24 protein-coding genes and 5 pseudogenes are annotated in these 26,361 nt (G+C 43.9%); 14 read left to right on the forward strand and 15 right to left on the reverse strand.

All coding sequences use genetic code 11. The features are described 5' to 3' along the window. Positions 1-41 precede the first annotated feature (41 nt). The 10 genes and pseudogenes from DW931_RS10085 to DW931_RS10130 all read right to left on the reverse strand — a co-directional run. Positions 42-344, reverse strand: a pseudogene (locus DW931_RS10085) (NifB/NifX family molybdenum-iron cluster-binding protein); the annotation flags it as partial. Further along, positions 338-673 (reverse strand): annotated as a pseudogene (locus DW931_RS10090) (AAA family ATPase); the annotation flags it as partial. The pseudogenes DW931_RS10090 and DW931_RS10085, both read right to left, overlap by 7 nt. Next, the gene (locus DW931_RS10095; RefSeq protein WP_227589455.1) at positions 591-1,205 is read right to left on the reverse strand and encodes a ParB/RepB/Spo0J family partition protein; all 615 of its coding nucleotides are present in this window, start codon (positions 1,203-1,205) and stop codon (positions 591-593) included. The gene DW931_RS10095 and the pseudogene DW931_RS10090, both read right to left, overlap by 83 nt. A 751-nt stretch (positions 1,206-1,956) precedes the next feature. Further along, on the reverse strand, positions 1,957-2,262 hold the full coding sequence (locus tag DW931_RS10100) for a hypothetical protein (protein ID WP_002304425.1): 306 nt from the start codon (positions 2,260-2,262) through the stop codon (positions 1,957-1,959). Positions 2,263-2,347: 85 nt separating this feature from the next. Beyond that, entirely contained in the window at positions 2,348-3,721 is a 1,374-nt protein-coding gene (locus DW931_RS10105; RefSeq protein ID WP_002304423.1) for a site-specific integrase, read from the reverse strand. Between the two features lie 4 nt (positions 3,722-3,725). Beyond that, positions 3,726-4,349, reverse strand: coding sequence for a helix-turn-helix domain-containing protein (locus DW931_RS10110; RefSeq protein WP_002304420.1), 624 nt, complete (start codon positions 4,347-4,349; stop codon positions 3,726-3,728). 117 nt (positions 4,350-4,466) lie between these two features. Continuing rightward, positions 4,467-4,703 carry a helix-turn-helix domain-containing protein gene (locus tag DW931_RS10115; RefSeq protein WP_002304418.1) on the reverse strand — a complete coding sequence of 79 codons (237 nt, stop codon included), beginning with the start codon at positions 4,701-4,703 and terminating at the stop codon, positions 4,467-4,469. A gap of 6 nt (positions 4,704-4,709) precedes the next feature. Continuing rightward, positions 4,710-5,117: a type II toxin-antitoxin system PemK/MazF family toxin gene (locus DW931_RS10120; RefSeq protein ID WP_002578938.1), complete on the reverse strand. Its 408-nt coding sequence runs from the start codon at positions 5,115-5,117 to the stop codon at positions 4,710-4,712. Between the two features lie 514 nt (positions 5,118-5,631). After that, on the reverse strand, positions 5,632-5,937 hold the full coding sequence (locus DW931_RS10125; protein WP_002304413.1) for a helix-turn-helix transcriptional regulator: 306 nt from the start codon (positions 5,935-5,937) through the stop codon (positions 5,632-5,634). Between the two features lie 262 nt (positions 5,938-6,199). After that, positions 6,200-6,763, reverse strand: a complete 564-nt coding sequence (locus DW931_RS10130) for a hypothetical protein (protein ID WP_002304412.1) — start codon at positions 6,761-6,763, stop codon at positions 6,200-6,202. 286 nt (positions 6,764-7,049) lie between these two features. On the opposite strand from DW931_RS10130, the gene DW931_RS10135 reads away from it, so the two are divergent. After that, entirely contained in the window at positions 7,050-7,499 is a 450-nt protein-coding gene (locus tag DW931_RS10135) for a helix-turn-helix transcriptional regulator (RefSeq protein ID WP_002304411.1), read from the forward strand. A gap of 51 nt (positions 7,500-7,550) precedes the next feature. Further along, on the forward strand, positions 7,551-8,105 hold the full coding sequence (locus tag DW931_RS10140; RefSeq protein WP_002304410.1) for an ImmA/IrrE family metallo-endopeptidase: 555 nt from the start codon (positions 7,551-7,553) through the stop codon (positions 8,103-8,105). 162 nt (positions 8,106-8,267) lie between these two features. Here the strand turns inward: DW931_RS10140 and DW931_RS10145 are convergent, their stop codons facing one another. Continuing rightward, positions 8,268-8,645 carry a helix-turn-helix transcriptional regulator gene (locus tag DW931_RS10145; protein ID WP_002578940.1) on the reverse strand — a complete coding sequence of 126 codons (378 nt, stop codon included), beginning with the start codon at positions 8,643-8,645 and terminating at the stop codon, positions 8,268-8,270. 382 nt (positions 8,646-9,027) lie between these two features. Between DW931_RS10145 and DW931_RS10150 the strand changes: the two genes are divergently transcribed. The 12 genes and pseudogenes from DW931_RS10150 (at position 9,028) to DW931_RS10215 (ending at position 16,821) form a co-directional block, all read left to right on the forward strand. Continuing rightward, positions 9,028-10,164 carry a site-specific integrase gene (locus tag DW931_RS10150; protein WP_002304408.1) on the forward strand — a complete coding sequence of 379 codons (1,137 nt, stop codon included), beginning with the start codon at positions 9,028-9,030 and terminating at the stop codon, positions 10,162-10,164. Between the two features lie 100 nt (positions 10,165-10,264). Continuing rightward, positions 10,265-10,609 (forward strand): helix-turn-helix transcriptional regulator, encoded by a 345-nt coding sequence (locus DW931_RS10155; protein ID WP_243015325.1) that lies wholly within the window; start codon positions 10,265-10,267, stop codon positions 10,607-10,609. 4 nt (positions 10,610-10,613) lie between these two features. Further along, positions 10,614-11,381 (forward strand): 23S rRNA (adenine(2058)-N(6))-methyltransferase Erm(B), encoded by a 768-nt coding sequence (gene erm(B), locus DW931_RS10160; RefSeq protein ID WP_255420040.1) that lies wholly within the window; start codon positions 10,614-10,616, stop codon positions 11,379-11,381. Then, a pseudogene (locus DW931_RS10165) lies at positions 11,382-11,579 on the forward strand (antitoxin); the annotation flags it as partial. A 1-nt stretch (position 11,580) separates the two neighbouring features. Next, positions 11,581-11,729 (forward strand): annotated as a pseudogene (locus tag DW931_RS10170) (zeta toxin family protein); the annotation flags it as partial. 60 nt (positions 11,730-11,789) lie between these two features. Then, positions 11,790-12,335 carry an AAA family ATPase gene (locus DW931_RS10175; protein ID WP_002304402.1) on the forward strand — a complete coding sequence of 182 codons (546 nt, stop codon included), beginning with the start codon at positions 11,790-11,792 and terminating at the stop codon, positions 12,333-12,335. A 286-nt stretch (positions 12,336-12,621) separates the two neighbouring features. After that, positions 12,622-12,925 (forward strand): annotated as a pseudogene (locus DW931_RS16480) (toxin zeta); the annotation flags it as partial. A 503-nt stretch (positions 12,926-13,428) separates the two neighbouring features. Then, entirely contained in the window at positions 13,429-14,298 is an 870-nt protein-coding gene (locus tag DW931_RS10195; RefSeq protein ID WP_002578944.1) for a hypothetical protein, read from the forward strand. Between the two features lie 19 nt (positions 14,299-14,317). Continuing rightward, the gene (locus tag DW931_RS10200; RefSeq protein WP_002304399.1) at positions 14,318-15,358 is read left to right on the forward strand and encodes a hypothetical protein; all 1,041 of its coding nucleotides are present in this window, start codon (positions 14,318-14,320) and stop codon (positions 15,356-15,358) included. Positions 15,359-15,367: 9 nt separating this feature from the next. Next, complete coding sequence (locus DW931_RS10205) at positions 15,368-15,622, forward strand: hypothetical protein (protein ID WP_002588965.1); 255 nt, start codon at positions 15,368-15,370, stop codon at positions 15,620-15,622. A 16-nt stretch (positions 15,623-15,638) separates the two neighbouring features. Beyond that, positions 15,639-15,902 (forward strand): DUF1292 domain-containing protein, encoded by a 264-nt coding sequence (locus DW931_RS10210; RefSeq protein ID WP_002304397.1) that lies wholly within the window; start codon positions 15,639-15,641, stop codon positions 15,900-15,902. A 49-nt stretch (positions 15,903-15,951) separates the two neighbouring features. Next, positions 15,952-16,821 carry a zinc metalloprotease HtpX gene (locus DW931_RS10215; RefSeq protein ID WP_002588966.1) on the forward strand — a complete coding sequence of 290 codons (870 nt, stop codon included), beginning with the start codon at positions 15,952-15,954 and terminating at the stop codon, positions 16,819-16,821. Positions 16,822-17,099: 278 nt separating this feature from the next. Here DW931_RS10215 and DW931_RS10220 read toward each other — a convergent pair whose 3' ends face one another. From DW931_RS10220 to DW931_RS10235, 4 genes are all read right to left on the reverse strand, one after another. Beyond that, a complete protein-coding gene (locus DW931_RS10220; RefSeq protein ID WP_002578945.1) occupies positions 17,100-18,512 on the reverse strand; it encodes a relaxase/mobilization nuclease domain-containing protein in 1,413 nt (470 codons plus the stop codon). 62 nt (positions 18,513-18,574) lie between these two features. Beyond that, on the reverse strand, positions 18,575-18,859 hold the full coding sequence (locus DW931_RS10225) for a hypothetical protein (RefSeq protein ID WP_002578946.1): 285 nt from the start codon (positions 18,857-18,859) through the stop codon (positions 18,575-18,577). A 116-nt stretch (positions 18,860-18,975) separates the two neighbouring features. After that, positions 18,976-19,308: a plasmid mobilization relaxosome protein MobC gene (mobC, locus tag DW931_RS10230; RefSeq protein ID WP_002578947.1), complete on the reverse strand. Its 333-nt coding sequence runs from the start codon at positions 19,306-19,308 to the stop codon at positions 18,976-18,978. Further along, the gene (locus DW931_RS10235) at positions 19,308-26,351 is read right to left on the reverse strand and encodes an LPD11 domain-containing protein (protein WP_227612560.1); all 7,044 of its coding nucleotides are present in this window, start codon (positions 26,349-26,351) and stop codon (positions 19,308-19,310) included. The genes mobC and DW931_RS10235 overlap by 1 nt, the downstream gene beginning before the upstream one ends. Positions 26,352-26,361 lie beyond the last annotated feature (10 nt).

Below are 26,361 nucleotides of genomic sequence, written 5' to 3' on the forward strand. Positions count from 1 at the left end.
CCTTGACGCATCCTTTCGTATTGTATTTTTTTCTATTCTTCTTAATGACAGCTATGGTTTCCACATCCATGTTTACCACATGTATGTCCCTCTCCGTGGCTGTGCTCATGGTGAGAACACTTAACATCTGGATTATAATCAAGTGTATCATTGATAAAAGCTTCTACTGCTTTATCTGCATCTCCTGAAACTCCGCCAAAAAGCTTAATGCCTGCTGCCGCTAACGCAGTCTGGGCACCTCCTCCTATTCCGCCGCAGATCAAAACATCGGCATTTAATGCATTAAGAACTCCTGCCAATGCACCATGTCCGCTTCCATTCGTATCTACTACTTCTGAATACAATCTATAATGATAAAATCATAAAATTCCCTTAATCTCTCAATAAGTGACCTCATAATCAGTTCCCTGCTCATTGCGTTTACCAAAGATACCTCAATCGCTGATAATTCTATATTGGCCGGTATCAGATCCACACCTTCCTTATGATGAAGGATTGTTTTTTCCATGTTCAGTTTTTCATCATTCACAATATTTAGCATCAGCGTTGCAAGAGAATACTCCATTTCATCCGGTTCCTCATACCCTAAACTAATTGTGAGACTGCCCTGCGGATCTGCATCTATCAGAAGAACCTTTTTCCCTTCCTGTGCCAGTCCGATTCCTAAATTCACGCACGATACCGTCTTTCCAACTCCACCTTTTTGATTTGATACTGCCATGCACCTGCTTCGCACTGTCACCACAAAGTTCTCCGATTACGTCAATACTCCTCTTTCCTGTATTGTGGTCAACTTGACTACAATTCTTTCTGCCTGCCTTTTTTTTGATGGCATCATATTTCATCTTATAGGCATAGGCCTTTTCACTTGGTGTAATTTGCTCTCTCTGCAAATTGGAATCGACCATGATCACTACTGCTTCATCATCCTGCAACATACAAATGATTACCGGAATTTTCTTATATCCCAGCTTCTCAGCCGCATATTTTCTTCTGTGACCAGAAATAATTTCGTAGTAGCCTTCAATCTTTGGACGAACAATCAATGGATTCAGTACACCATACTTTTTTATGCTGTCCTGCAGCTCAATCATCTGACTGTCTCCGATCACTTTAAATGGATGATTTGAAAATGCTCTTAACCGTTCCATTTCAATCTCAACAACTTTTTCATCCGGATCTCTTACATCCGTTTTTTTATCCATAAGCTATCCTCCTCTAAAATATCTGTAACGAAAAAATCCGCCCAGAATAGATTCTTAATCTAATCTGAGCGGATAGATCCGTCAGGCCTGTTTTGTTCAGGCAAGAAAACCATATTTACATTCATTGACACCCCAATCCTTATCCTACGCTGTAGTTATCTCCGTTCGGTACCAGGATTGAATTATTGCATTGGTGCCCGTTAAGAAATTTCGGTGCTCAATATCTGCGTTTAAGTGTTCTCTCGGTGCTCACGAGCACCGGAAAAAAGAAAAAGCAGCAATGAACTTTTACGATCATTGCTGCAAAAAATGCACGTTCCCAGGGGGAATCGAACCCTCAACTAGTGCTTAGGAGTAGACCCGATACGACATCGGGAAGTGGCATCTAATGCTTAAAAATGCTTGGAAATACAAGGTTTTTCAGCATTTCAAATCCCATCTGATACTACGCTGTGATAGCTAATTCAGAGGGATTTTACACCGTCCGATTGGCTCGAAATTAGCAAGTCTTTCGATTTTTGGTGGACGTTGCAAGTGCAAGTAAATGTCACTATGTAACTTCTCGTGATGCGAAATGATAGGAAATCCTATTCATTCTCGTGTGAGGGTGCGGGTGTCCTTAGACACAGATTTCAGTCTGTTTTATATATCATTTCAAAATGAATTTTTCAACCAGAATTATTAAGAATTTCAAAGGTTTTTCAGACTCAATGATTCTATGTAATTTAGACCCGCCGAAGCAGGTCTTTTTTTATTTCAGCATAATCTCTCTATCCTCAGCGCCGAGCATATAAGCACCCTTGGCAAAAGCATCCCTTGCAAGAAGCTCTGCTACATCAACCCTATCGAACAGCATCCATATTTCTTTCTCTTTCGGAGTCAGTTCATGGCTATGGTCAAACAAATGCTCAAGTCCCAATCCTTCAAGCAATGCCGACTTTGCTGCTTTGTATTCCTCAGCTCTGCCAACATATTCGTCGTTCCTTTCCTTGGAAAATGCCTCGATATTGTCAGCTCTCAGATGCTCGTAATACTCGTCCATAAAGATTCTATCCATACTCGTTGACCTCCATAACAAAAAAATAAGGGCAGACCCTTTTACAGCTATTGTAGCTATGTAAAAGGATCTGCCCTTGCAGTTACTATAATGTTTTTGCCAGCGACTTCAGGAGTGCTGCCATTTCCGGATTTTGCAGAAGCTTCAGAAGAAGTTCTTTATCATCAGCGGAGCTTTCCGTTGCGGCTGGTTGAACCGGCTCAGGCGTTGCCTGTCTGCCTGAGTAGAACGCAGCTTCCATTCTTTCAGCGTTCAGTCTGCGGTCATCGTCGATGATATGGGAGTAAACATCCGCTACCATCTTGACCTGTGCATGACCGGAATCGCCTTGAACGGATTTCATATCGCCGCCGTTCAGCTTCAGCTTGTAAGTGATACTGGAATGTCGGAGACTATGGAAAACCACTTTCGGCAGTCCCTTCTCCTCAATCAGCTTATTGAAAGCACGGTTGATAACCTGCCCCTCAATCGGCTTGCCATTGGAAGAACAGAAAACCAGATTGAAGTCTACGAACTCGTCACCGAAAAGGTCTTTCAGTTCTTCGATGTCAGCCTTTCGCTGTACCAACATTTCCGCTACGGTTTTCGGTAAGAACACCTTGCGGACACTTGTTTTGGTCTTAGGAGTTTTGAGAACCAATGCGGTATGCGTACTGGCGAAGGTCGGTGGGAACTTGAACATGATGTCCTTACCGTCCAGATCTGCCATCGCTTCACGATTTACTCTCTGCAACTCCTTTTCAACGAAGATGCTTGCCTGACCAAGTTCAATACTGGTGGGGGAAATGTCAATACAGTCCCAGGTAAGCCCCAGAAGCTCGCCCATTCGCAGGGAACAGGAGAAGGCAAGGTTAATAGCCAGACGAAGAATATCATCGTCACAGGCTTCCAGAGCCTTCTGGAGCACTTCTGCTGTCCAGATATCCCTGGTCTTGTGTTCTTCTTTCGGCAGCGTAGCGTGCTCCACAGGGTTTCTGGTCATCAATTCCCACTTGACCGCTTGATTGAAAGCATTTCGCAATGTCTTGTGAACCTCTCGGACAGTATGCGGAGTCAGATATTCTGTACGGGCTTTTACATACTTAGAAGAAACCGCTTTGACAGAAAGCAAATCTCGGTAATACTTGTCCATGATTCTCGGCGTGACATCCTCCAGCTTCATATCACCGATGAGGGGACGAATATAGTTTGCAATCAGGCTCTTTCTGCTTTCATAGGTAGACATCGCCCAGGTGTTCACACCATAGATTGACATATACTCATCCAAAAGATCATTGACGGTTTTAGCAGAAGGGGGAATAAAGGTTCCGGACTCCTGCTCATATTCAACCTGCAACTTCCTTTTCTTTGCTTCGGCATTCGTTTCAAAGGTTTCCCACTTCTGACGCTTGTTGCCGTTCTCATCGGTGTATGTATAAACCACAGAATACTTCTTTTTTCTCTTAACGATAGATGCCATGTAATCAGCTCCTTTCCTGTCTATCTTCCGCTAACTGGTAGCGGGTCTGATTGTGATACCATTTTTCAAAGCTCTCTTTGGTAGCTCGCTTATACCTGCCAACCTTGATAAGCTCAAAATCTTCATTGGCAACGATATAGTAAATGGTCTGACGATGTACCCCAAGCATTCTTGCCATTTCCGGCAGACCGTAGGTGGATGCCATAATATCTGCATCCAGTTCCTGATCCTCTACCGTGCGGTAATCGGTTTGAGAAGCATACCATCTTTCAAAGCTCTCCTTTGTCACTCTGCGCTTGCCCAGGACATCGACCACATCAAAATGCCCTTTGGCAACCAGTTCGTAAGCAGTCGCTTCTTTCAGCCCAAGGCGCTGTCCAAGCTCCTCCATTGAATATGTAGTTTTCTTCAATTCCTCGCCGGGAGGGGTTCCATCGACCTTCTGGTATTTGAACTGATTGGCATACCATTCTTCAAAGCTGTCGATCATCACCCTCATGGTGTTGCCGACAAGAATGGTTTTGAAGTAATTCTTCTTAATGAGCCAGTATGACTCCGTTTTACCAAGACCGAGCATCCTGCCCATTTCCAGAACAGACATACTCGTGCGTTTTCTCATTTCCGCCATCGTACAACCTCCTATGTAAAAAATGTAGCCATGTGTTTCTTGTCATGGCTACATTTTATCGAACTCTCAATATGTTTTGAAGTTTGTCGCCGGGTTGTACGACGCCCTTGACAAATCTTACATTTGATGATCCAACCACTCATCAAAACTCTTTTTGGAGATTCTGATACTGCCACCGATGCGGACGCTATGGAAAACTTTCTTTTTCACAAGGTTGTATGCGCTGGTTCTGCTGATGCCCAGAATATCCTGAATCTCATCAACCGTATAGGTTCTCTTATCAAACTGAACTGCGTTAGCAGCCATCGCTTCTTCGGTGCGCTGATTCATGGCAGCGATTCTTTCTTCAAACATTTATGTTCACTCCTTCGCTCTCTTTGCTTTATGTTTTGGGGAACGCTTTTTCAGCTGTTCCATTGCCAGGCTGACAGATAAGGCTTTCTCAATCGCTACCATTTCACGGGGCGTTACCTTACCTAAGTAATTATCAATCCTGCTTTTATCAATGGTACGAATCTGTTCCAGCTGAACAACGGACGCTTCTTTGAATGCAGGATTGTCGTAAATAACAAAGTGCGTCGGCATATTCGCTTTCTTATGGATTCTGGTGGTGACCGTTGCCACAATCAATGTGGGAGCGTGTTTATTACCGGTATCGTTCTGAATGACGATAACCGGACGGATGCCGCCTTGTTCCGACCCAACTACCGGGTCCAGCTTGGCGCAATAAATATCACCACGGCAATATACCCAATTTTCTTTCATCATGTGCCATGACCTCCTTTCGTTGGCTATGTAATAACTGACTGCCAGAAAGGAATCAGGCAGTCAGTCCAAAAGTCTATGTGTCCCATATTTGCCACGCACCCCTGGGAAAGAGGGCTTACGCCCTCAGGGAATCACCGAACGACTGATTGCGAATCAGTTCCATAGGAATCTAACCTCTGCCGGGTTCTCCGCCAGCTCCGTAGAGAAGTATCTTTAATCCTGTTGCTTTCATGGCCGTATTGGGAGCAACCCAATATTTACAAGCCAGTATTGATCGCTGGCATCGGGAGAGAGACAAGCGCTTAATTTATAGAAGAAAGTCGTTCTGTTTCTCTATCCGATACGTCTCGGCGTACCGCTGATGTGGCTGATGCTCTCGCACCGGCAACAGGAACGTATTCGATGACTGTGTATTCAGTTTTCAAGGATCAAGCAGCCGATTTTCTTTGGCTGTATCTAAATTGTACCTGTTCCTCATGCAAGTTTTTATTGCCTCGTAGGTATAGTTTTGAGGTTATTCACGACCTAAAAATATGTAATCAAGGGTTGTCTCAAAGCGCACAACCAGTTCGATTGCCAAATCAATAGAGATACCTCTGTTGCCGGTTTCAATTCGTGCAATGGTGTTTGCGGCAACACCTAACTGCTCCGCAAGCTGTTCCTGTGTAAGCCCATGTTCCTTTCTCAAGGCTTTAATTCTTTTTCCGCTTTCAACCAAGTCGTAATACATTTTCGTTCCTCCGTGTTTTTGAATTTGTGAAGTTGCAAAATCAAAAACAGCGGGAGGAGATCGTGCCCGATTCTCAATACCCTTTGCCATCTGCCTGTCCTCCTTGCAGGCATAAAAAAAGAGCCGGAGTAAATTACTCCAAGCTCTCGTTCATGCCTTTGTGTTAATTATGGGGGAAAATAGGCAGGTATAAAAAAAGCCCCGTACCCATTACAGGCACGAGGCGTAACTCTCTCTATTCAATTTTATGCCGCTATCTCCCAGCATAGCCATTTTAACACTGGACAAGTCGGACTTTCAGTAGGGGAACCGTCGTATTTTCATCGGATTTTAGTCGGACTAAAATCCTGTCTTAGCATTCACAATAACACAATGCTTCTTCCTCCCGGGCACTTTCCAGGAAATCTTTCAATTTAGGAATGGCTGTTCCCCAAAGTGACAGACCAAATAACAGTATCGCTTCTTTCTTTCGGTCATAGTAGGTGCTGCGTTCCATATTCAAAACCTCCAGCATTTCTGATTCCCTGTACTTGAAGCGGTTGAGATATGCCTTTGAGATAATCTCACAGTACAGAGCGCCTTTATCTGGATATTCTCTGATTTTCAACATAGCCATATCTACCAGTTCAATGATCCACTTTGTCTCAAATAAGCTGCGAATGCGTTCTTCAAATCGTTCTCTCGCTTCATCCGGAGCAAAGTTCTCCAGATAAATCAATGCACCATCTAAGCTGTCACCGTAAGTACAAATAAGGGTATCACATACATCATTCGCACGATCAATGGTAGACCAGCACACCTCTCGATATATGGATAAAATCAGCTTTGCTCTTTCATACAGAACCTTCTCGTCAATGTTCTGCATCCGGCAAAGCATTCGAATACTGCTTAATACCTGTGTATTATATCTGCTCATTCAGAATCTCCTTTCAGCCTAATCCATAAAATAAGAATTCCTTTCTAACTCCTGTCACTTGGCTAAAGGGAAACAAATACCATGGGACAAGAATGACTATAACTTCCGATATTTGATTAAAATAACAGAAGTGAAATCGGAAGTTCTTGACTTTATAAAAGTTCCGATATATAATTAAGTGGAATTAAAACTTCTGTTATGATTCTTATTATAGCATTTTCCAGAAGTTTGTCAACAAATAATCGGAAGTTACGAATAAATATTTTTTGAAAGGAAGGATACTACCATGACATTTGGAGAAAAAATTAAAGAAGCTCGTTTGGCTATGAACCTATCTCAAACGGAGCTTGCCCAGATGACCGGCATTTCCGAAAGATCCCTTTACACCTATGAGCAGCTCGGAACACTCCCCAGAAAAAGCAACATCAGAAAACTTGCTGAAGCACTGCATATCTCTGTGTCCTATCTTTTGGACGAATCTGAAACGGATAGCCAGAGCCATATAGATCAGGATATGTTTATTTTAGAGGCAAAGGAAAACTTCGGTTCAAAAGGAGCAAAAGAAGCTCAGGAAGTGTTGGGTCGTGTAAATTCTCTGTTTGCCGGTGGAGAATTGGACGAGGACGCAAAAGATGTATTCTTCCAGGCGATTATGTCAGTTTATATGGACTCTAAGAAAACAGCACGGGAAAAGTACACTCCGAAGAAATACAGAAAGCATAAAGATAAAGAGTAAAATCCTCAAGCACAGAATATGTTTTCTGTGTGCGATTCGGAGGTGAAGCAAATGAAAACGGCAGAGCATATCATTGAAACTGTCGATAAGCTTGTGCGAAAATATCACACCAGAGACCCTTACGAGCTATGTCAGCTGTTAGGTATCAAAATCCACTATTACGATTTACAGAAGAAATTGAAGGGCTTCTTCTATTACCAGTCCAGACAAAAGAATATCGTGATAGATCACAATGTGAACGGTATCCTGGAGCGTATATTAGTCGCACATGAATTAGGACACGCTGTCCTGCATACAAAAATCGCTATGATGCACGGCTTTCAAGAAATGGAAGTTTTTGATGATAGATCAATCGAAGAAAATGAAGCAAACTTCTTTGCGGCGGAGCTTCTGTTAGAAGATGGGAAAGTCCTGGAATGCCTTTCGGAACACACATTTTTTGAAACGGCTAAAATGCTCTATGTACCGGCAGCATTATTAGACTACAAATTCAGCCTGCTCCACGAAAAAGGAGAGCTGGTAAATTCGATGTATATTCGTAAAGCAGATTTCCTGAAAGAAGATCTTCATGCCTACGATAACGACATTGGTTATGGCGATATATGAATATCTATTTTTATATCTTTACAGAAAAAGTCCACCAGTACGATGCGTAGTGCATCATGACTGGTGGACTTTTTGCTTCTTAAAGAATCAGTATATTGTGCTGCAAAAAAGAACCCCATAGCAGTTCACTCTGTACCGTCAATGGGCTTCTTTTTCATTATATCAATCAAGCTCCGCTTTTTTTATCATCTCTTGCTGGTCAATCAAGACATCAATCAACTTTCCTACGGTTATCAATGTTGTTACATTACACTTTTTCAGTTTTGCAGCAATCTCATTATCAATGATGCTGTCGCATTTTGCATATGGGGTATCCAGTAAAAAATAGTCAAAGTTCTTTTCCAAGACGAATGCCAGTTTTAGAAGCATTGCCAAAGAAACTTTCGTCTGTCCAACTTCAACATGGCTCATATGATTGTTCGAGCAACCAACCAACGCACCCAAATCAGCCTGACTATAACCCTTTTCCAGTCGGGCAGCTCTAATGCGCTGACCAATCTTAACGTAATCAATTTCCGGTTGCGTTTCAATCACCTCCATGCTGTGTATGATTCTGCTATACATTATAAAATGTACCAAAAATCTCAACAACCAACATCGGGTGCAAGTTGCATTTATAAATGCAATATGATAAAATTTTATAGGCAGATTGCATTAAATGATAGAATGAAAAGAACCCCAAGACGACAATATGAGCTATCTTGAGGTTCTTTAAAATAAAAAATTCGTAGAGTACATTACTCCACGAATCGCATTCTTCTCTGTTTTTTTTAGTTTATATCTTTATTTTACAAATTGTCGCACTGTTTGTCAATATGTTAGGGACATAAAACACGAGGTTTTGCACAAAAATCCATCTTAGAAAGTTCCAAAGTCACAATTTGCCGTCAGAATTATAGTCATATTGAAGGAGGTGTACCTTATGGCACGAAAAGGAGAAAATATTTACAAAAGGAAAGACGGCAGATGGGAAGGAAGATACATTAAGTCCCGATCTTCTACAGGCAAAGCCAATTACGGTTATGTTTATGCAAAGTCATATCGAGAAGTCAAGGCAAAACTTATCAGTCAAAGTTCGTGCACGAGTAATTCTGTCACTGTCGATCCAGAAATTAGCTCAGATCAATTTGAACAGGTTGCTATGGAATGGTTTCAAGCTATATGTCCTAAAGTGAAGGAATCTACAAGCAACAAATATAGGAATCTTCTCAGCTCGTATATACTTCCTGTGTTCGGAAGCAAACAATTGCGTGATATAACACACGAGTTTATTGAAACGCAGTGTAATTTTTTCCTTGTTTCTGGTGGATTAAAGGAGAATGGACTTTCCTCTAAAACTGTTTCAGATATTTTATCTCTAATTCGAAATGTCTTACAATTTGCCACCCGAAACGGGAAAGCCATTTCTTGTGACGCACGATCTATACAGATAAAACGTCAAACGAAGGAAATGAGAGTTTTGAGTCGTGCTGAACAGGAAAAATTATGCCAATACTTGTATTCTAATCTTGATTCCTGCAATATTGGTATATTAGTATGTTTATTCACTGGTCTCAGAGTAGGTGAAATTTGTGCGTTACGATGGGAAGATGTTTCATTCTCAGATTACACAATCCACGTGCATCAAACGCTCCAGAGAATCCAAGATAGAACCAACAGTGAATACAAGACAAGGATTGTTGTTACCACACCAAAAAGTGCTTGCTCCATCCGTACTATTCCAGTACCCCATGGCTTAATGACTATTCTTACAGCACACAAAGCTTCTTCTACTGGCTACATCCTAACCAATAGCGATCAGAATCCATTAGAACCAAGAACCATGCAAAATCATTTTAAGAAGGTATTGAAAAACAGCGGAATCACCTCCGCAAATTATCACTCGTTACGTCATACATTTGCTACAAGGTGCATAGAGCTTGGATTCGATGTAAAAAGTCTCAGCGAAATATTGGGTCATGCCAGCGTGAATATTACAATGAATCGCTATGTACACCCATCCATGGATTTAAAAAGAGAAAATATGCAACGGCTTTCTGATTTATTAGCCGTCAAATAAATTGTCAACACCGTCAAATAATGCTGAGTTTTCAGTGTTTGGCGGTGTTTTTTCGTGGAGTAATGTACTCTACGAAAGAGTATACCCAGGAGGAGATTTATTGATTCAATTTGTAGGGCGAGATGCTTATAAGCAGTTTTGGAATTTTAGTAAAGATGAGAAAGAGAACTTGGCCACTCAATTGGCGATTGAGTTACCCGCACTCAGAGGAAAAGTTGGTGCATCACAAGAAGAATTTGCTTCGGCTGTTGGTATTTCACGACAAACTTATAGTGCCTACGAAAATCGGACACGCCCAATTCCATGGAGTTTATATCTAGCACTATTGTTTTATTTTGATTACATTCCAAGTACACATTATATGATTCGCCAGCTTGAATTATTCCCAAATGAATTAGACGAATGTTGGTTAGCTGGTAGAGTTTTTATTGAGGAAGAAAAATGAGCGAATATTCACAGCAAATAAAAAGGGATATTACATGAACAAAAATATAAAATATTCTCAAAACTTTTTAACGAGTGAAAAAGTACTCAACCAAATAATAAAACAATTGAATTTAAAAGAAACCGATACCGTTTACGAAATTGGAACAGGTAAAGGGCATTTAACGACGAAACTGGCTAAAATAAGTAAACAGGTAACGTCTATTGAATTAGACAGTCATCTATTCAACTTATCGTCAGAAAAATTAAAACTGAATACTCGTGTCACTTTAATTCACCAAGATATTCTACAGTTTCAATTCCCTAACAAACAGAGGTATAAAATTGTTGGGAGTATTCCTTACCATTTAAGCACACAAATTATTAAAAAAGTGGTTTTTGAAAGCCATGCGTCTGACATCTATCTGATTGTTGAAGAAGGATTCTACAAGCGTACCTTGGATATTCACCGAACACTAGGGTTGCTCTTGCACACTCAAGTCTCGATTCAGCAATTGCTTAAGCTGCCAGCGGAATGCTTTCATCCTAAACCAAAAGTAAACAGTGTCTTAATAAAACTTACCCGCCATACCACAGATGTTCCAGATAAATATTGGAAGCTATATACGTACTTTGTTTCAAAATGGGTCAATCGAGAATATCGTCAACTGTTTACTAAAAATCAGTTTCATCAAGCAATGAAACACGCCAAAGTAAACAATTTAAGTACCGTTACTTATGAGCAAGTATTGTCTATTTTTAATAGTTATCTATTATTTAACGGGAGGAAATAATTAAACTATGTTTTGAACCATGAATTAAATAAAAATGACTCTCAATTATTGGAAGTCAATTTATTAAACCAATTAAAGCTTGCAAAACGTGTAAATCTTTTTGATTATTCTTTAGAAGAATTACAAGCCGTTCATGAGTATTGGCGGTCAATGAATCGTTACTCAAAACAAGTTTTGAATAAAGAGAAAGTGGCTTAATATGGCAAATATAGTCAATTTTACTGACAAACAGTTTGAGAATCGCTTAAATGATAATTTAGAAGAATTGGTTCAAGTAAAAAAGCGGTTGAATCGCCAACCGCTTTTTTACTTGGTGGGCAATCAGGGTCAGGGAAAACCAGTTTGCGAAGAAGATGATTGAGCAGGCAGGAACAAAGTGATAAATTCAAATTGTGAGGGAAAATACAGATGAATCAAGGAAGAATTATTGTGATTACAGGCTCACCGGGGACAGGAAAAACAACAACTGCGTCAATTGTCGCAAAGGAATCAGATATGGATAAATCAGTGCATATGCACACCGATGACTTTTTTCATTACTTAAGCAAAGGCGCAATACCACCACATTTGCCAGAATCCAACAAGCAAAATCTGGTTGTCATTGAAGCCTTTTTAGAAGCTGCAAAGCGATATGCTCGTGGCGGATATGATGTAATTGTAGATGGGATTGTCGGGCCATGGTTTTTGGAGCCATGGAAAGCTCTTGCCCAAGAAGATTACGAGGTACACTATATTGTATTAAGAGCGAGTAAAAAAGAAACTATGAAGCGAGCTGTGGAACGCTCAAAATTAGATAGAAAAACAAATATTGAATTAGTGGAAACAATGTGGGAGCAATTTTCCGGTTTGGGGATATATGAATCAAATGTCATAGACACAACTACATTCACAATTAAAGATACGGTTTCCGCAATAAAAGAAAGAGTTGCATGTGGGACGTCTTTACTATCTTAGACATTCCCATTTGTCAGGAAGATAGCAAAGCCAGCCGAGCCAGTCAACGGTCAAGATGAACGGCGCATTTCATGCGCCGCCGTTGACAGTCACGCCCGTCTTTGCTAAAAAGTAATCAAGGCGGGAAAGCCCTAAAATGGCTTCCCGCCCATTTCAATTTTTAGAAAAGAAACGCTCCAAAATCAGAAAGAGAGCGTCCAAGCACTTTGAGGGATTGGCCGCCTTGTCCACCCATTCAGCGGGACAGCGGGCGGAGGTCAAGGCCGGGTGTAAACCCGTTCATTTCAGCTTAGAAACCCTTCATAAAACGGGCTTATTTAGCGATATAAGGCTTTATAATAGAGAAGGAGTGAAACTTCTATTCAAGTTTAGAAACGCCTTCCATTAGTCCGAAAGAGACCTTAGAAAGAGAATTAAATCGTAAAGTATCAGGGAAAGAAATTCAACCGACTTTGGAGAGAATAGAGCAAAAAATGGTTCAAAATCAACACCAAGAAACCCCTGAATTTAAAGCAATTCAACAAAAATTGGAAAGCTTGCAGCTACCTACACCACCAATACCCAAAACACCTAAACTTCCAGGACTTTAAACCTTAAAAAAGGAAAAGAGTAGTTACCAAAAAACGGTAACTACTCTTTTTTTATAAAAACCTTTCCTCATGTTTGAAAAGCTGATCGAGAAATAAAGCACACAACGGTATTCTTTCTTTTTTCAGTTGGTACATTTTGCAGTCTGTAACGTGTCATTTACTGTTTGTTACCTTAACATATCCAGTCGAAAACACAAGGGTATATAAACGAGCAAGCTCGCCCTTGTGTTTTCTTTGTGTCTATGTTGCGTTCTCGTCACAGCAAACGACACGAACACACTGGCGAAAATGAACCAACAAAACGAAAAAAGAAAGGAGCGTATACTTCACAGACGGTGTTAAGGATACTTACCAGATGAAACCGTACATTGCACCGACCGCTGCTGAGTTGGAACAATTTCTTTCCTCTCTAAATTAAATCTTGCCGAAGCAGTGATGTGTCAGACTTTCCTGACACATCGCCGCTTTGCACTTCACAAAATCCGCTGCCAGGAGGTGATGAAATGAGTATGGTAAATGCTGACTCCGTTCAGCTATTCGCAATGCTGAAAAAAATGCAGGATTCCATTTCCTCCATCGAAACTACCAAAAAATCTGTAAAGATGAAATATGAACAGTTAGGTGCTGGATGGCAAGATAAAAAATACAACGAGTTGGGCGTGGTTGTAAGAGACTGCAACAAGGCTCTCAATGACATATTGGTAATTATGCTTCAAGCAGAAAAATATGTGGCTTTACTCGCCAAGAGCCTTAGTGAATACGAAAGTGTTCAACTAGGATCTACAAATGGAATATCTGCAAGCACACCTCAGACCAGTAGTTTTGCTGTTACACCATCAAGTGCAGATACAACCACCTTTGAGTCAAATACCTTTGGTTCTAATCTTGCATTTGTTCAAGACAGACTATCAGCTGAACGATATTTTTCCCGTGGAAATCACTATGAAGAATATCGAGATTATTGGGAGAACGGGAACTATACCTTTTCTCGAAATGAAAATCCAGAACTCGTATACGTTAGAGCAAGGGATATTGAAGGAGTTTATCTCAGTGACCGAGAACTTGGGAACCCGGAAGGATTTTGGACACGGAATGGTCGAGAGGGATGGTCGAGAGAAAACATTCTAAGGCGAGCTTCGCACATCCAAGATGTTCGTCAAAATACTGAGTCAGGAATGTCTTTGGATGAGCTTTCACAAAACCCAGTGTTAGATGATACCATTCGTAGCTATTACAATAATCCTGTCCAGGTTGCGCAGGTAGGTTCTTATTATGTATTTCAGAGTGATGGGCGACATCGAACACTTGCAGCTCAATCGCTTGATACATATATCCCGGTTTTAGTAACAGGTAGCTACACTCGAAATGATTAACAAATGAGGAGGTGAGTGTTTGAGCAACGTAAATGCTGATGCAACTCAATTACTGACAATACTGAAAAATATGCGGACCTCCATTTCTTCTATCGAAACTACAAGAAGTTCTGTGAAGATGAAATATCAGCAATTGGGAATTGGATGGAATGACAAGAAGTACGATGAGCTGGGAACTATCGTAAAAGATTGCAACAAAGCCCTGAATGATATTTTACAGATTATGCTTCAGGCCGAAAAATACGTTGCTTCACTTGCCAAAAGTGTACAAGAATATGATAATGTTAATTTGGACACTCCTTCTGCACGAAATTCTTTCCTCCAGGGTCTGCAAACACCTAATGTTGGTAATTCGTCTTATCAGTATTGCCTTGGCGTGCTAACCCAAGGTAGCACACCAGACGGATATATCGCTGTTATATCACAACGCCATGAAAATGCAGAGCAGAATGTCAGAGAAGTGTTTGACCATTTCGCTGGTAAACTGATGATACAAGATTCTGAATATCCACCGGATCAGACAGCACATTACTCACCGGGAAATTATATAGGGCATTCACGAGGAGTCTACTACAATGCAGCTTCTGATATGACAAATCCAAGAGGTGCAGGAACAACTTATTTCCACGAGCTTGCTCACATGATCGACCATGCTTCGTGCAACTATCGGAGCAATCTATCCAATACTCCAGAATTTGCTGAGGCACTGGTTGAGGACGGACAAAGAATCCTGAGCTTATATAACAATCTTCCAGTGGAAAAGCAAACTGCTTTTCTGACCCGTATTAGGCAGGATTCAGCTCACTCCTTCTCGGACTTAATTGATGCGACAACAAATGGTCAATTGCACGGAAATTATGGTCACTCAAGGAACTATTGGACGAGACCGGGCAATCTACAAGCAGAAGCCTTTGCCCACTTTTTTGAAGCGTCTATGGGAGACCAAGGCAAATTAGAGCTATTAGCAAATTTCTTTCCTACAGCGTTTGGTATTTTTTCTTCAATGATTGATTCTATTAGACCAGATAATCATGTTAGGGTCTTGAGCAGAGAAAGGTAGGTGCATACAATGGACAAAAACAAGAGCGTTGCAGATTTTATGAATAGCTTCCTTAATACACCTGAACCGAAAATTGATAATGAGTATTATGAAATCGAAGAACAGTATTTTCGGCAATTCGGTCATGGTGTCCCAAGGGAAATGTTGCCTGATAGCATTTCAACGGAACAAATTAAACAAGCCATGAAAAAATGCATTCTTTCCAAAAAGGATAATCTCTTTGAACTATTAGGCATCATTATCAACGATAATTATTTATATTAAGAAAAGGAACGACGACATGGATGAAGACAACATTATAACTTTGAATGATGAGAATGGGAACGAAGTTGAATTTGAATTTCTTGACTTAATACCGTATCGCCAGAACGAATATGTTGTCCTGCTTCCTATTGGAGATTCGGATGGGCAAGTTGTTATTTTGCAGCTGAAAGAAATTGACGATGAAACAGAAGAATATGTTGGTGTTGAAAACGAATTTGTGTTAGAGACTGTCTTTGCTCTGTTCAAAGAGCGAAACAAAGATTTCTTTACATTTGAGTAATTAAACAATGCAAGCTCAAACCAACAACACGATAAAAGGGGGGTGCATTATGGATATTTGGCATCGTGTAGGCAGAATTGTTCGCTTCTCAAACTTAGGAACTCTTCTGTTCTTTACTCTTAATATTCTGCTGATTGTTGCTGTGTTCGGTTCGTCAGGAAGCATTGTTGAACTGATTTGTATTTACTTTTTCACAGTAGCTATCAGCTTATCCCCATTAGGCGAAATGTGCCTGGCTGCCTTCGCAGGAGCAAGCGATATAAAAAGAGTAGATATAAAACTTCGAGTTGTCCCGCTGGTTCAATATGTTTTAGATAAAGCAAAAGAGAACACATCATACTGTCCTAAAAAAGTGAAAGTGAAGATTATCCATGATCCTGCTCCAAATGCATTTGCTCTAGGTAGGCAAACACTATGCATAACTGACGGATTGCTTTTACTCTCCGATGATATGATACTTGGAATTCTCGCCCATGAGATCGGACATCTCTCATACGGACATACTGTTATCCAATTATTGATTGGCGGGGGCAATATATTTATATCCGGGTGCCTCCTGTTAATCAAAATATCCTACTGGATTTTTTCTGCAATCATGGGGCTGTTCGCAATATGCTCTCGTAGTGGTGTAATGGGTATAATTACCGCAGTTTTCGCAGGAATATCAACAGCACTTTCTTGGTTATGGGTAAAGTTCTGTATGCTTTTTCTGATGTGGTCTATGAGACAAAATGAGTATCTGGCTGATGAATTTGCTTATAAAATTGGTTTTGGTCTTGAATTAGCGACGGTATTAGACCAACATATCTCAGATGTTCCGCATGATGGTTTTCTCAGTGCAATATACTCAACTCATCCATGCAACGATGATAGGGTTGCAGCATTGCAAAATTTAGGTGTACCCTATTCTCGATACTAAATTCATAATCTCACAAATTGGCAAGCAGTGTAAACCTGTACAGGTTCACTCATTTTCTCGATTTTCCCTTCGGTGCAATCTTCGCAAATTTGCTTGTTGGGGAAGCATCCCCAATCCCCTTTGAACATCATCTGCCGATGATGGCTACACGATTTTCAATCGTTTCTCAAAGAACAGTAGAATAAAAATTTGCCCATGGTTGAAAGCACCGAAATCGAAAAGCAAAAAAGCAGCCACGATCCGCACCCTTTGGGGAGTGCAGACCGTGGCTTTTTGCTTTAACGGAAGTTCTTCTTTTCCTCTTTCTCTTTCTCTTTTTCCTGCTCTTTCTGCCTGTCGATATTCAAAATCGTTTCAACCGTCCGTTTGGCAATCAGCAGTTCTTCTTTCTCTTTTCTGATCTGACGGTACTCAGCGTAGTCCTGCTTTTTCTGGACTGCCAGCTGATGAAACTCCTCATACAATGATTGCATGGACGGGAGCTTTGTAATCTGCAATTCATCAAAGGCTTGCTTCGCCGCTTTATGAATTGTGATTTCCTGACGGTGTTCTTCAAAGAATTTTTTGCTATATCCAGACTTGCGGTACTCGATATAAATTTGCCTTGTGTTGCGATAATTTTTGATGTGCTGCTGCAACGCCTGAACCTCAACCATACGTTTCTCTGCGACCTTGATAGAATCAGAAAGCGCATCGAACCGGGCAGACAGATTTTCAATATGAGCAGTCAGATCGTCGTAGTTGCCCAAGCCTTTTTCTTTCAGTAGGATTACCGTTCGGGCAGCTTCTTTTCGGTTGAACTTCTTCGCCCACTTTTCATAACCGACCGTCTTGCCCTCGGCCATCTTTGCCTGAATATCAATCAGCATCTGGAACTGCTTCGGGGCAGGAGCCTTGGCAGAGCCGCCTTTTGATTTGTGCAGGTTCTTGCCGGAGATAACCGCTTGAATTTCCTCTTTGCTATATCCTTCGCCCAGGGAACGCAGCCGAATGAAACGCTTCTGATTCTCGCCCTTGAACGCAGGCTGCTTTCCATCCTTGAACTCAAATCCCATGTCAGCCAGAGCCTGAACAAAGCCATCAAAGCTCTTTGGTTTCTGCTTCAGCACCGCATCAATCGCATCACATAATTCGTCACGCTGGGTACGCTTCTTGGGATAAACAGTTCTTTTCTGGCGCTCCCGATACGGCTTCGGTGTAATAATGGACAGCCCGTGTTCCAGGCAAACCATATCACTGAGTCTTTGCACCGCCAGACCGGAAAGAAAGAAGTTTTTGAATTTCCGTGTGGCATCCAGCGAGGTCGAATTATAAATGATATGATTGTGAATGTGGGATTTGTCGATGTGGGTCGCAACGATGAAAGCGTGTTTTCCCTTTGTCCATCGCATCGCTGTTTCATAGCCGACTTGGTTCGCTTCTTCCGGGGTGATTTCTCCCGGCTTAAAGGACTGGCGTATCTGGTATGCGATGATATTGTTCTTCTGCTGTCTGCCGGTAATATGCTGATACTGCCGTTTGGAAAGCAGAAATTCCTCATCTGCTGTCTTTGGATCACACTCATAGGAACTGATAAATTCGCCATCATTGGTTTTTGCGGCATTTTGTGAGTAGTCGGTTCTGTCTGCCAAACATTGAGCGACCGTCTTTCCCTTATTCACATGGAGTGCAATCAATCTTGTCGCTGCCATTCCCATCACTTCCTTCCCAAAAAGAAAAAGCCACCGGTCGGTGACTTTTCTCTGATATTATCTTATGACCTGATAAATGCTCCCAGACTTTCTCCAATATTCTCGACTTTCATAACAGCCCAGACGAGCAAGAACACCGCTGCTATTGTCGCAATTCCAAGAACCACAAGAATAAGCAGGGACTGCCACAAAGCCTTTACAATGCAGTAAATCGCAGATCCGCCAATGACCAAGAGCAATAAACCAATTACATAGGACACAACATTTGTAAGCAGATTTCCAAGAATGCAAATCACTTTTACAACGAACAGCACCGGCAGTGCCAATATCTTCAATACCAGCTTCATAGGCTCAACCCCTTTCTTTTAATTATATTGTACAAGGGTATCTGCCATAACGCAATGATGTCAACCCTTATGTAAAAGCCGCAGCCGAAACTGCGACTTCCCAACAAGTTGTCGGATTACTGGATTGAGGACAGGCGAACAAGAACTTCTCTCATGTCCGTCCAGATCTCCTCCAGCCGTTTTTGCAAATCCTCAATGTCAGCACGATAGATGCTGCCTGTTTCGTTCGCTCGCTTTGCGTACTGGTTCAGGTTGTTGGAGCAGATTCGCAGGAGCGAAACCAGGGCTTTCACATCCTGCAAATCCAGTCTGATACAGTAACCATCCAGAGCCATTTTCCGCAGATAGGCTCCCATGCTGCGGATGCCAAGCTCGTCCATCTTCTCATGGATTCGCTCGACCTCCTCCTTGGATGCAAGGAAATGAACATCCTGATCTCGCTTTGCCATTACAACACCTCCTCACGGGTTTCAGAGTATTTTGCAGGCGGGATATGCTCCGCTTTGGATTTCAGATCAGCCAACACAGAAGGACGCTCTGACTCGCTTCTTTCGTCACGATTTTCCACAGAGTCCTCCATATTCAGGGCTGCATCCAGTTCTGCCAGTCGCTGACTTTTGGCTGTCAGCTCTGCTTCCTGCGGGAACGGTTTTCCAACCTCCGCCTTGGCTGCTTCCTGCTGATTGTAGAGATTATTCAACTGCTCATTGGCTCGTTCTAAGCGCTCAAGGATGCCTGCAAGGGCATTGTCCAGTCGGGTGATATTTCCTCGTGCGTCCGTTCCAAGGGCTACTCTGTGGCTCACAGCGCCCTTCAGGGTCACATCGAACTCGTTCCGGAAACTGTCAAACGAAAGCTCCATCTGAAAGCCACGGTAACTGCCAAGAGGAACCGGATCGGCACTTTTCGTGTCCTTACAAGCCGCAAGGAGGATTTCACCGGCATCTGCCTTTTCGGTGTAGGCTTTGCCCATGATTTCCATGCCGCAAAAGCCATCGGCAATCTGCGGGTGTGCTTCCACGGTTTTAATATCAGCTTCAAAGCCATGAATATAGCCTGTCTGCTTTTCAATCTCAGCCGGGAAGTATTTCAGAAGCTTATCTTCCATACGGTACTGCTGGCTCTGGTGGTCAGCTTTCAGCACCTTCAGCCTTGCCACATCAATGTCCAAGTCCATCTTTTCCTTGATAAGCGGATTGCCGGCACACAGCGCCTTGATCTCCGCATAGGACAGCGCCTGCTCATCCACATCGTCACAGGAGCGAACCGGTGATTTGGAGGTCATAATCTGAGAAATAAACTTCTGCTTGTTTTCCAAGGTCTGATACAGGTAGGCATCGAAGGTTCCCTCGGTCACATACTGATACACCTGAACCTCTTTGTTCCGGTTGCCCTGACGGATGATACGACCGTTTCTCTGGGTCATATCAGACGGACGCCAACCCACATCCAAGTGGTGAACTGCCACCAATTTGTCCTGGACGTTGGTTCCTGCACCCATCTTTTGCGTACTGCCAAGAAGCACTCGCACCTGCCCGGTACGAACCTTGGCAAAGAGGTCTTTTTTCTTTGCCTCGGTATCTGCATCATGGATAAAGGCAACTTCTTCCGCAGGCACACCGTTTGCAATCAGCTTGGTTTTGACATCATCATAGACATTGAAGGTTCCATCATTTTTCGGTGTGCTAAGGTCGCAGAACACCAACTGGGTCAATTTGTCAGCCTGACCGTCCTGCCAGATACGCAGGATATTTCCCACGCAGGCATTGAGCTTGCTGTCAGGGTCATCGGGTAACAGGGTGTTCATTAGCCGCTGATCCAGTCCCAATTTTCGTCCGTCGCTGGTAATCTTGAGCATATTATCGACGGACGGGTCTACAATACCGGCATGAACATCTGCTGCTCTCTCTGAAAGGGAAGCCACCATATCCTTCTGGTACTCAGAGGGCTGAACCACAACCGTTTCAAACTTTGCTTCGGGAACAGGGAGATGCAACTGGTCAGAGGTCTTGATGTCGGCAACCTCCTTGAACATATTCATCAGTTCAGGCAGGTTGAAGAACTTCGCAAATCGGGTTCTGGCACGATAGCCGGTTCCCTCCGGTGCAAGCTCAATCGCAGTTGTTGTTTCTCCGAAGGTCGATGCCCAGGAATCAAAATGGGTCAGGTTCTTTTGCTGGAGCGTACTGTACTGGAGATAGCGCATGACCGTATAAAGCTCGGTCATCGAGTTACTTACTGGAGTACCGGTTGCAAAGATCACACCACGCCCGCCGGTCAGCTCATCCATATAGCGGCACTTCATAAACATATCCGAAGATTTCTGGGCTTCGGAGGTGGACAGACCTGCCACATTTCGCATTTTTGTGTAGAGGAACAAATTCTTGAACGCATGGCTTTCGTCCACAAACAGCCGGTCTACACCCAACTGCTCAAAGGTAATGACATCATCTTTCTTGTCAGCGGCAAGGAGCTTGTCCAGTCTGGCTTCCAATGATTTTCGTGTTTTCTCCATCTGCTTGATCGTGAAGTTTTCGCCACGCTGCCATTTCAGCTCCGCAATCGCACCCTCGATCTCATCAATCTGCTCCCGCAGCTGCCGTTCCTGTCGTTCGGCAGAAAGCGGGATTTTTTCAAACTGGCTGTGACCGATGATGACTGCATCATAGTCACCCGTTGCGATACGAGCGCAGAACTTCTTACGGTTTGCTGTTTCAAAATCCTTCTTGGTGGCAACAAGGAGCTTGGCACTCGGATAGAGGTGCAGGAACTCGTTTGCCCACTGTAAGGTCAAGTGATTCGGCACAACGAACAGGGATTTCTGGCTCAATCCAAGCCGTTTACTCTCCATAGCCGATGCAGCCATCTCGAAGGTCTTGCCCGCACCAACTTCGTGTGCAAGCAGCGTATTTCCACCATATAGCACATGAGCGATAGCATTTCTCTGGTGTTCACGGAGGGTAATATCCGGGTTCATGCCGCCGAAACGGATATGAGAGCCATCATACTCACGAGGTCTGGTGGAGTTAAAAAGTTCGTTGTACTTGGTGGAAAGGGTTTCTCGTCTGTGCGGATCTCTCCAAATCCAATCTCGGAACGCATCCTTGATTGCCTGCTGTTTCTGCTGTGCCAGGGTAGTTTCTTTTTTATTGAGGACACGCTTCTGCTTACCATCTGCATCTTCAATCGTATCATAGATACGAATATCCTTCAGATTCAGCGTTTCCTCCAGAATCCGATATGCGTTGGCTCGCTCTGTACCGTAGGTGACATACGCCGCCACATCGTTGTAGTTGGGAGAACTCTTACCGTTGATGCGCCACTCTGCGGTCAGCTCGGAGAACTTGACCTCAATGGAACGGCGCAAGTAATACGGCGTTTCAAAGGTTTCCTCCATGAACTGCTGAATATAATCGGCATCAATCCATGTTGCACCCAAACGCACATCAATCTCGGACGCATCCAAGTCCTTCGGCTGTGCTTTCTGCAAGGCTTCCACATTGATGTGGAAGGAAGAATCCCTGTCTGCCGCCATCTGTGCGACACGCAGCTTGCTTCTTACATCACCGGAAAGGTAATCATCGGCAGTCTGCCATCCAACTTCCACAGCATCGGGAGCCATCGGGTCTTTGAAGATCACCCCTCGAAGCTCTGCCTGAATCGCATCGTATTCTCCAGGTGTTCCAAGCAGCTGTGCCATAAACGGCAAATCCACCTTGCCACGCTCACCGATAGAGATTGCCAGAGCTTCGGACGGCGTATCCACGCTCGTCACTCTGCGTTCCGGCTTGATGGTTCGCTTGGTGAACATATCCGCCTTGCTTTTCAGATTGCCGTCCTCATCCACATTTTCCAGAGAACACAGGAGATAGTAGGAGGAATCGTCAGCAAATGCCTGACCATTGGCTCGATTATTGATAAGCCCGTTCTTTGCGGCAAACGCATCGTAGGCATCATTCAGTTCTGCCTGTTTCTGAGTAATCATTTCATCCGGGTAATCCTCAAGCTGATATTCGATCAGCTCGTTGACGATACCACGAAGTTCCACCATGCCCATCACACGGTCTTTTGCTTTCTCATTCAGGTCTACACGGCGCATCAGGGAGTTTTCACGGAAGTACACATTGCCATCCACCACGGTATAAGAGAAATTCTTTACATCCGGGGTTGCAGGAATGGTTTCGATTTCCTTACCCTTGTCAGCTTCGGGAAGCTCCACAGCCTGATAGGTTCCTTGGATGTGGGAAACTGCTTCTTTCAGAAGTTCGGACAGTTCCATGCCCTCAATGGGACGCACTGTAATGTCCATGCCGTAGGCGGTACTTTCTTCCACCGTATCGCCCAGAACCATTTCAGGATGAGCGACAAAGTAGCTGTTCATGGTGTGTCCTTCTTCGGTGCGGTCAAGGTTTACCCATTCCGGTACAATGTCAATCGGATGGTCACGCTTTTGCAGGAACAGGATGTCGGACACGACTTCCGTGCCTGCGTTTTTCTTAAAGGCATCGTTTGGCAGACGGATTGCACCAAGCAGTTCCGCCCTCTGCGCCATATATCGCCTTGCGTCAGAGTTCTTGGAATCCATGGTGTAACGGCTTGTCACAAAAGCGACCACACCACCGGGACGAACCTGATCCAAAGCCTTGGCAAAGAAATAGTTGTGAATGGAGAATCCCAGCTTGTCATACGGCTTGTCGGACACTTTGTAGTTGCCGAAAGGGACATTACCCACAGCCAGATCGTAAAAGTCTCGGCGGTCTGTCGTTTCAAAACCGGCTACTTTGATTTCTGCGTTGGGATAGAGCTTCTGAGCAATTCTGCCGGTGATGGAATCCAGTTCCACACCATACAAACGGCTGCTCTGCATTTCAGGAGGGAGCATACCAAAGAAGTTGCCGATACCCATAGCAGGCTCCAGAATATTTCCTGTTTCAAAGCCCATCTGTCCGACCGCATCGTAGATGGAGCGAATGACCGTAGGGCTGGTGTAATGTGCGTTCAGGGTGGAAGCTCTTGCCGCAGCATATTCATCTTCGGAAAGCAGGTTTTTCAGTGTCTGATACTCCTTCGCCCAATTTCCCTTGTCCGGGTCAAAGGCATCTGCCAGACCGCCCCAACCGACATAATTCGACAAAATCTCCTGTTCTTCGGTAGTGGCGTTCCTGTTCTCGCTTTCCAGTTTGAACAGAGTTTCAATGGCTGCGATGTTTCTTGCGAATTTCTGCTTCGGTCCACCTTCACCGATGTTGTCATCCGTGATGTGGAAGTTCACCGCAGGAACAGGTGGGATTTCTCTGGTGGTGATGGACTGCTCAAGCTGAGCGATAATGTCCATGACTTCGGCATTCTGCCATCCGTCCACCTGGGCATAATCCTGAATGATGGTGTCCTTTCCATCTACGCACTGTACGAAGTCCAGACTACCCGGCAGATCTCTGGTATTCATTGCACCCAGGGCTTTTCTCTGCGTGTCAGGAAGTGCATAGTAGGCTCGCAGGGCATCATCAAAGGAACTGTATTCCTTGATGTCCAGCGCACCCCGCTTCTGAATGTCCTCGGCAACATAAAAATGATCGATGAAGTGTTCCGGTTCCTGCTGTTCGGGTTCCGCACTGGCTCTGACCTGTGCGTGTGCCTTTTCGTCAGGGTAGTCCCCATAGATACGGATGCACTTATGCTCCTGCTGATCGTAAACGGCAGCACCATCGTACTTGAATCCGTCATCCTCCATGGTTCCGTCCACATAGCCCTGGGCAGCTTTTTCCGCTTCTTCCAGAGTGTAGTAGTCCAGTTTATCATCGAAGCCGTTTTCAAAGTGATGGTAGGCGGCAACCAGATAGCGGGGAGCCATGCGCTCCTCGTAGCTGTTAATCATCTCAGGTGTCAGCCATTCTGGTTTGTCGGGAATCATTTCATACAGCTCACGCATCTTGGCAATCTGTGCATGGCGGTTGCCTGCCCACAGATGCTTTTCGCTGTGCTGTCCTGCACCAAGGAAGTATTCGCAGTCCATACGCAGACGGTCTAACAGCTGATACTCAGGGGTGTAGTCCCTCGGTTCGGTTTTGCCCAGAAAATCCTCTGTAACGGGCTTTTCTTCGGTTTGGGCATCAACCCTTACCGCATGGTTTCTTTCGTCCTGAGAGAGCATACGCTCGAAATTCTCACGATTCTCGGCACGGAAGATGGGATAAGCAAGCGTAGGGTCACGCAGCTGAACTTCTCTGTCCGTGATCTGCTCCACACGGAAAGCTGTATCGTCCAGATATACCGTGTCACCGACCTGATAATTCCATTTCGGTTCCTCGGAAGCAGATGCTTCCACAACTTCGGCAGGCTCTGCCACAGGCGCTTCTGGCTGAACCGACTCCATCGCAGCTACGGACTGACGAACTTCCTCCAAATAGTCATTGGCAAGCCATTCGTCCGTGAAGTATTCCGTAACGCCTTCCGGGTCTACATAGTAGTCATCGGTCTGATTATCCCAGATCGCATACTCGCCATCCTCGGTATCAATCACTGCGAAACGGTCATAAACATCTTCCAACGGATCAGTTTTAGCTTCTTCGATAGCCTGTCGTTCCGCTTCTTCCTCCGGGCTGAGGTAGCGTCCCTTTCGTATCAGACCGTCGATTCTCTGCACCACCTGCGCCCAGGACATCTGCAATTTATCGCAACCGCTCTTGGTGTAAGCAACACCCTTGGCATCGTGATCCTGACCGCTGTGCGTTGCACCAGAGCAGGCATGGGAATGACCACCGGTTCCGTATTCATGCTTCAGGAAGTCCATCTTTTCCTTGGCAGAATGATTCTCCTGCCAGTAGTTATAAATACGGGCTTTACCACCGGAAAAGCCGCTTCCACGGGTCAAGTCTGCATTGACTTCATCATCCGTAATGAACTGGCGGACAAGGGGCATCTGCATCATATCGGTCTGATACTCACGCAAAGGCATATTCAACTCATACAGCTGTTTCTGAATGAGATTCAGCTTGTGATAGTGAAAACGAAGCAGATCGGGATTTTCCGCAAGGGTTTTTCTAAATTCCGAATACTGCTGTACCAAGGTTGCGTGGAAACGAGGGTCATCCAACTTTTCAGCCAAGTCTGCGGTTTCGTCAGGGAAACCACGAAACGGTTCCTGATGAAGAATTGCCAGATAGTTGCTGGAACGGGCTTCTTCACTCAAATCGTGATAAAGATGCCACAGGGATTCTGCCAACTTCTGACGCTCATATCCGGATGCTTCTACCAGTTCCACATTAGTTGCGAACCGACCATTTTCAAGCAGTTCTCCAATGCGCTCGGCAACCGTTTCCCAAGAAACGATCTGCGCTCTGGGGCTGTCAATGGCAGAGGAACCTTTGGCAAGGTGGATACCGTCCTCGGCATACCACGCACAGATATTCCCGCTATCTTCTTTCAGACCATAGCCGCCGTGATAGACCTGCTTTAAGGTCTGAACGATTTCTTCCAACGGCTTCTGCTTCATATATTCCAGC

It is taken from the genome of Clostridium sp. AM43-3BH (assembly GCF_003479985.1).
In the GTDB taxonomy this organism is placed as follows: Bacteria; Bacillota; Clostridia; order Lachnospirales; family Lachnospiraceae; genus Otoolea; species Otoolea fessa.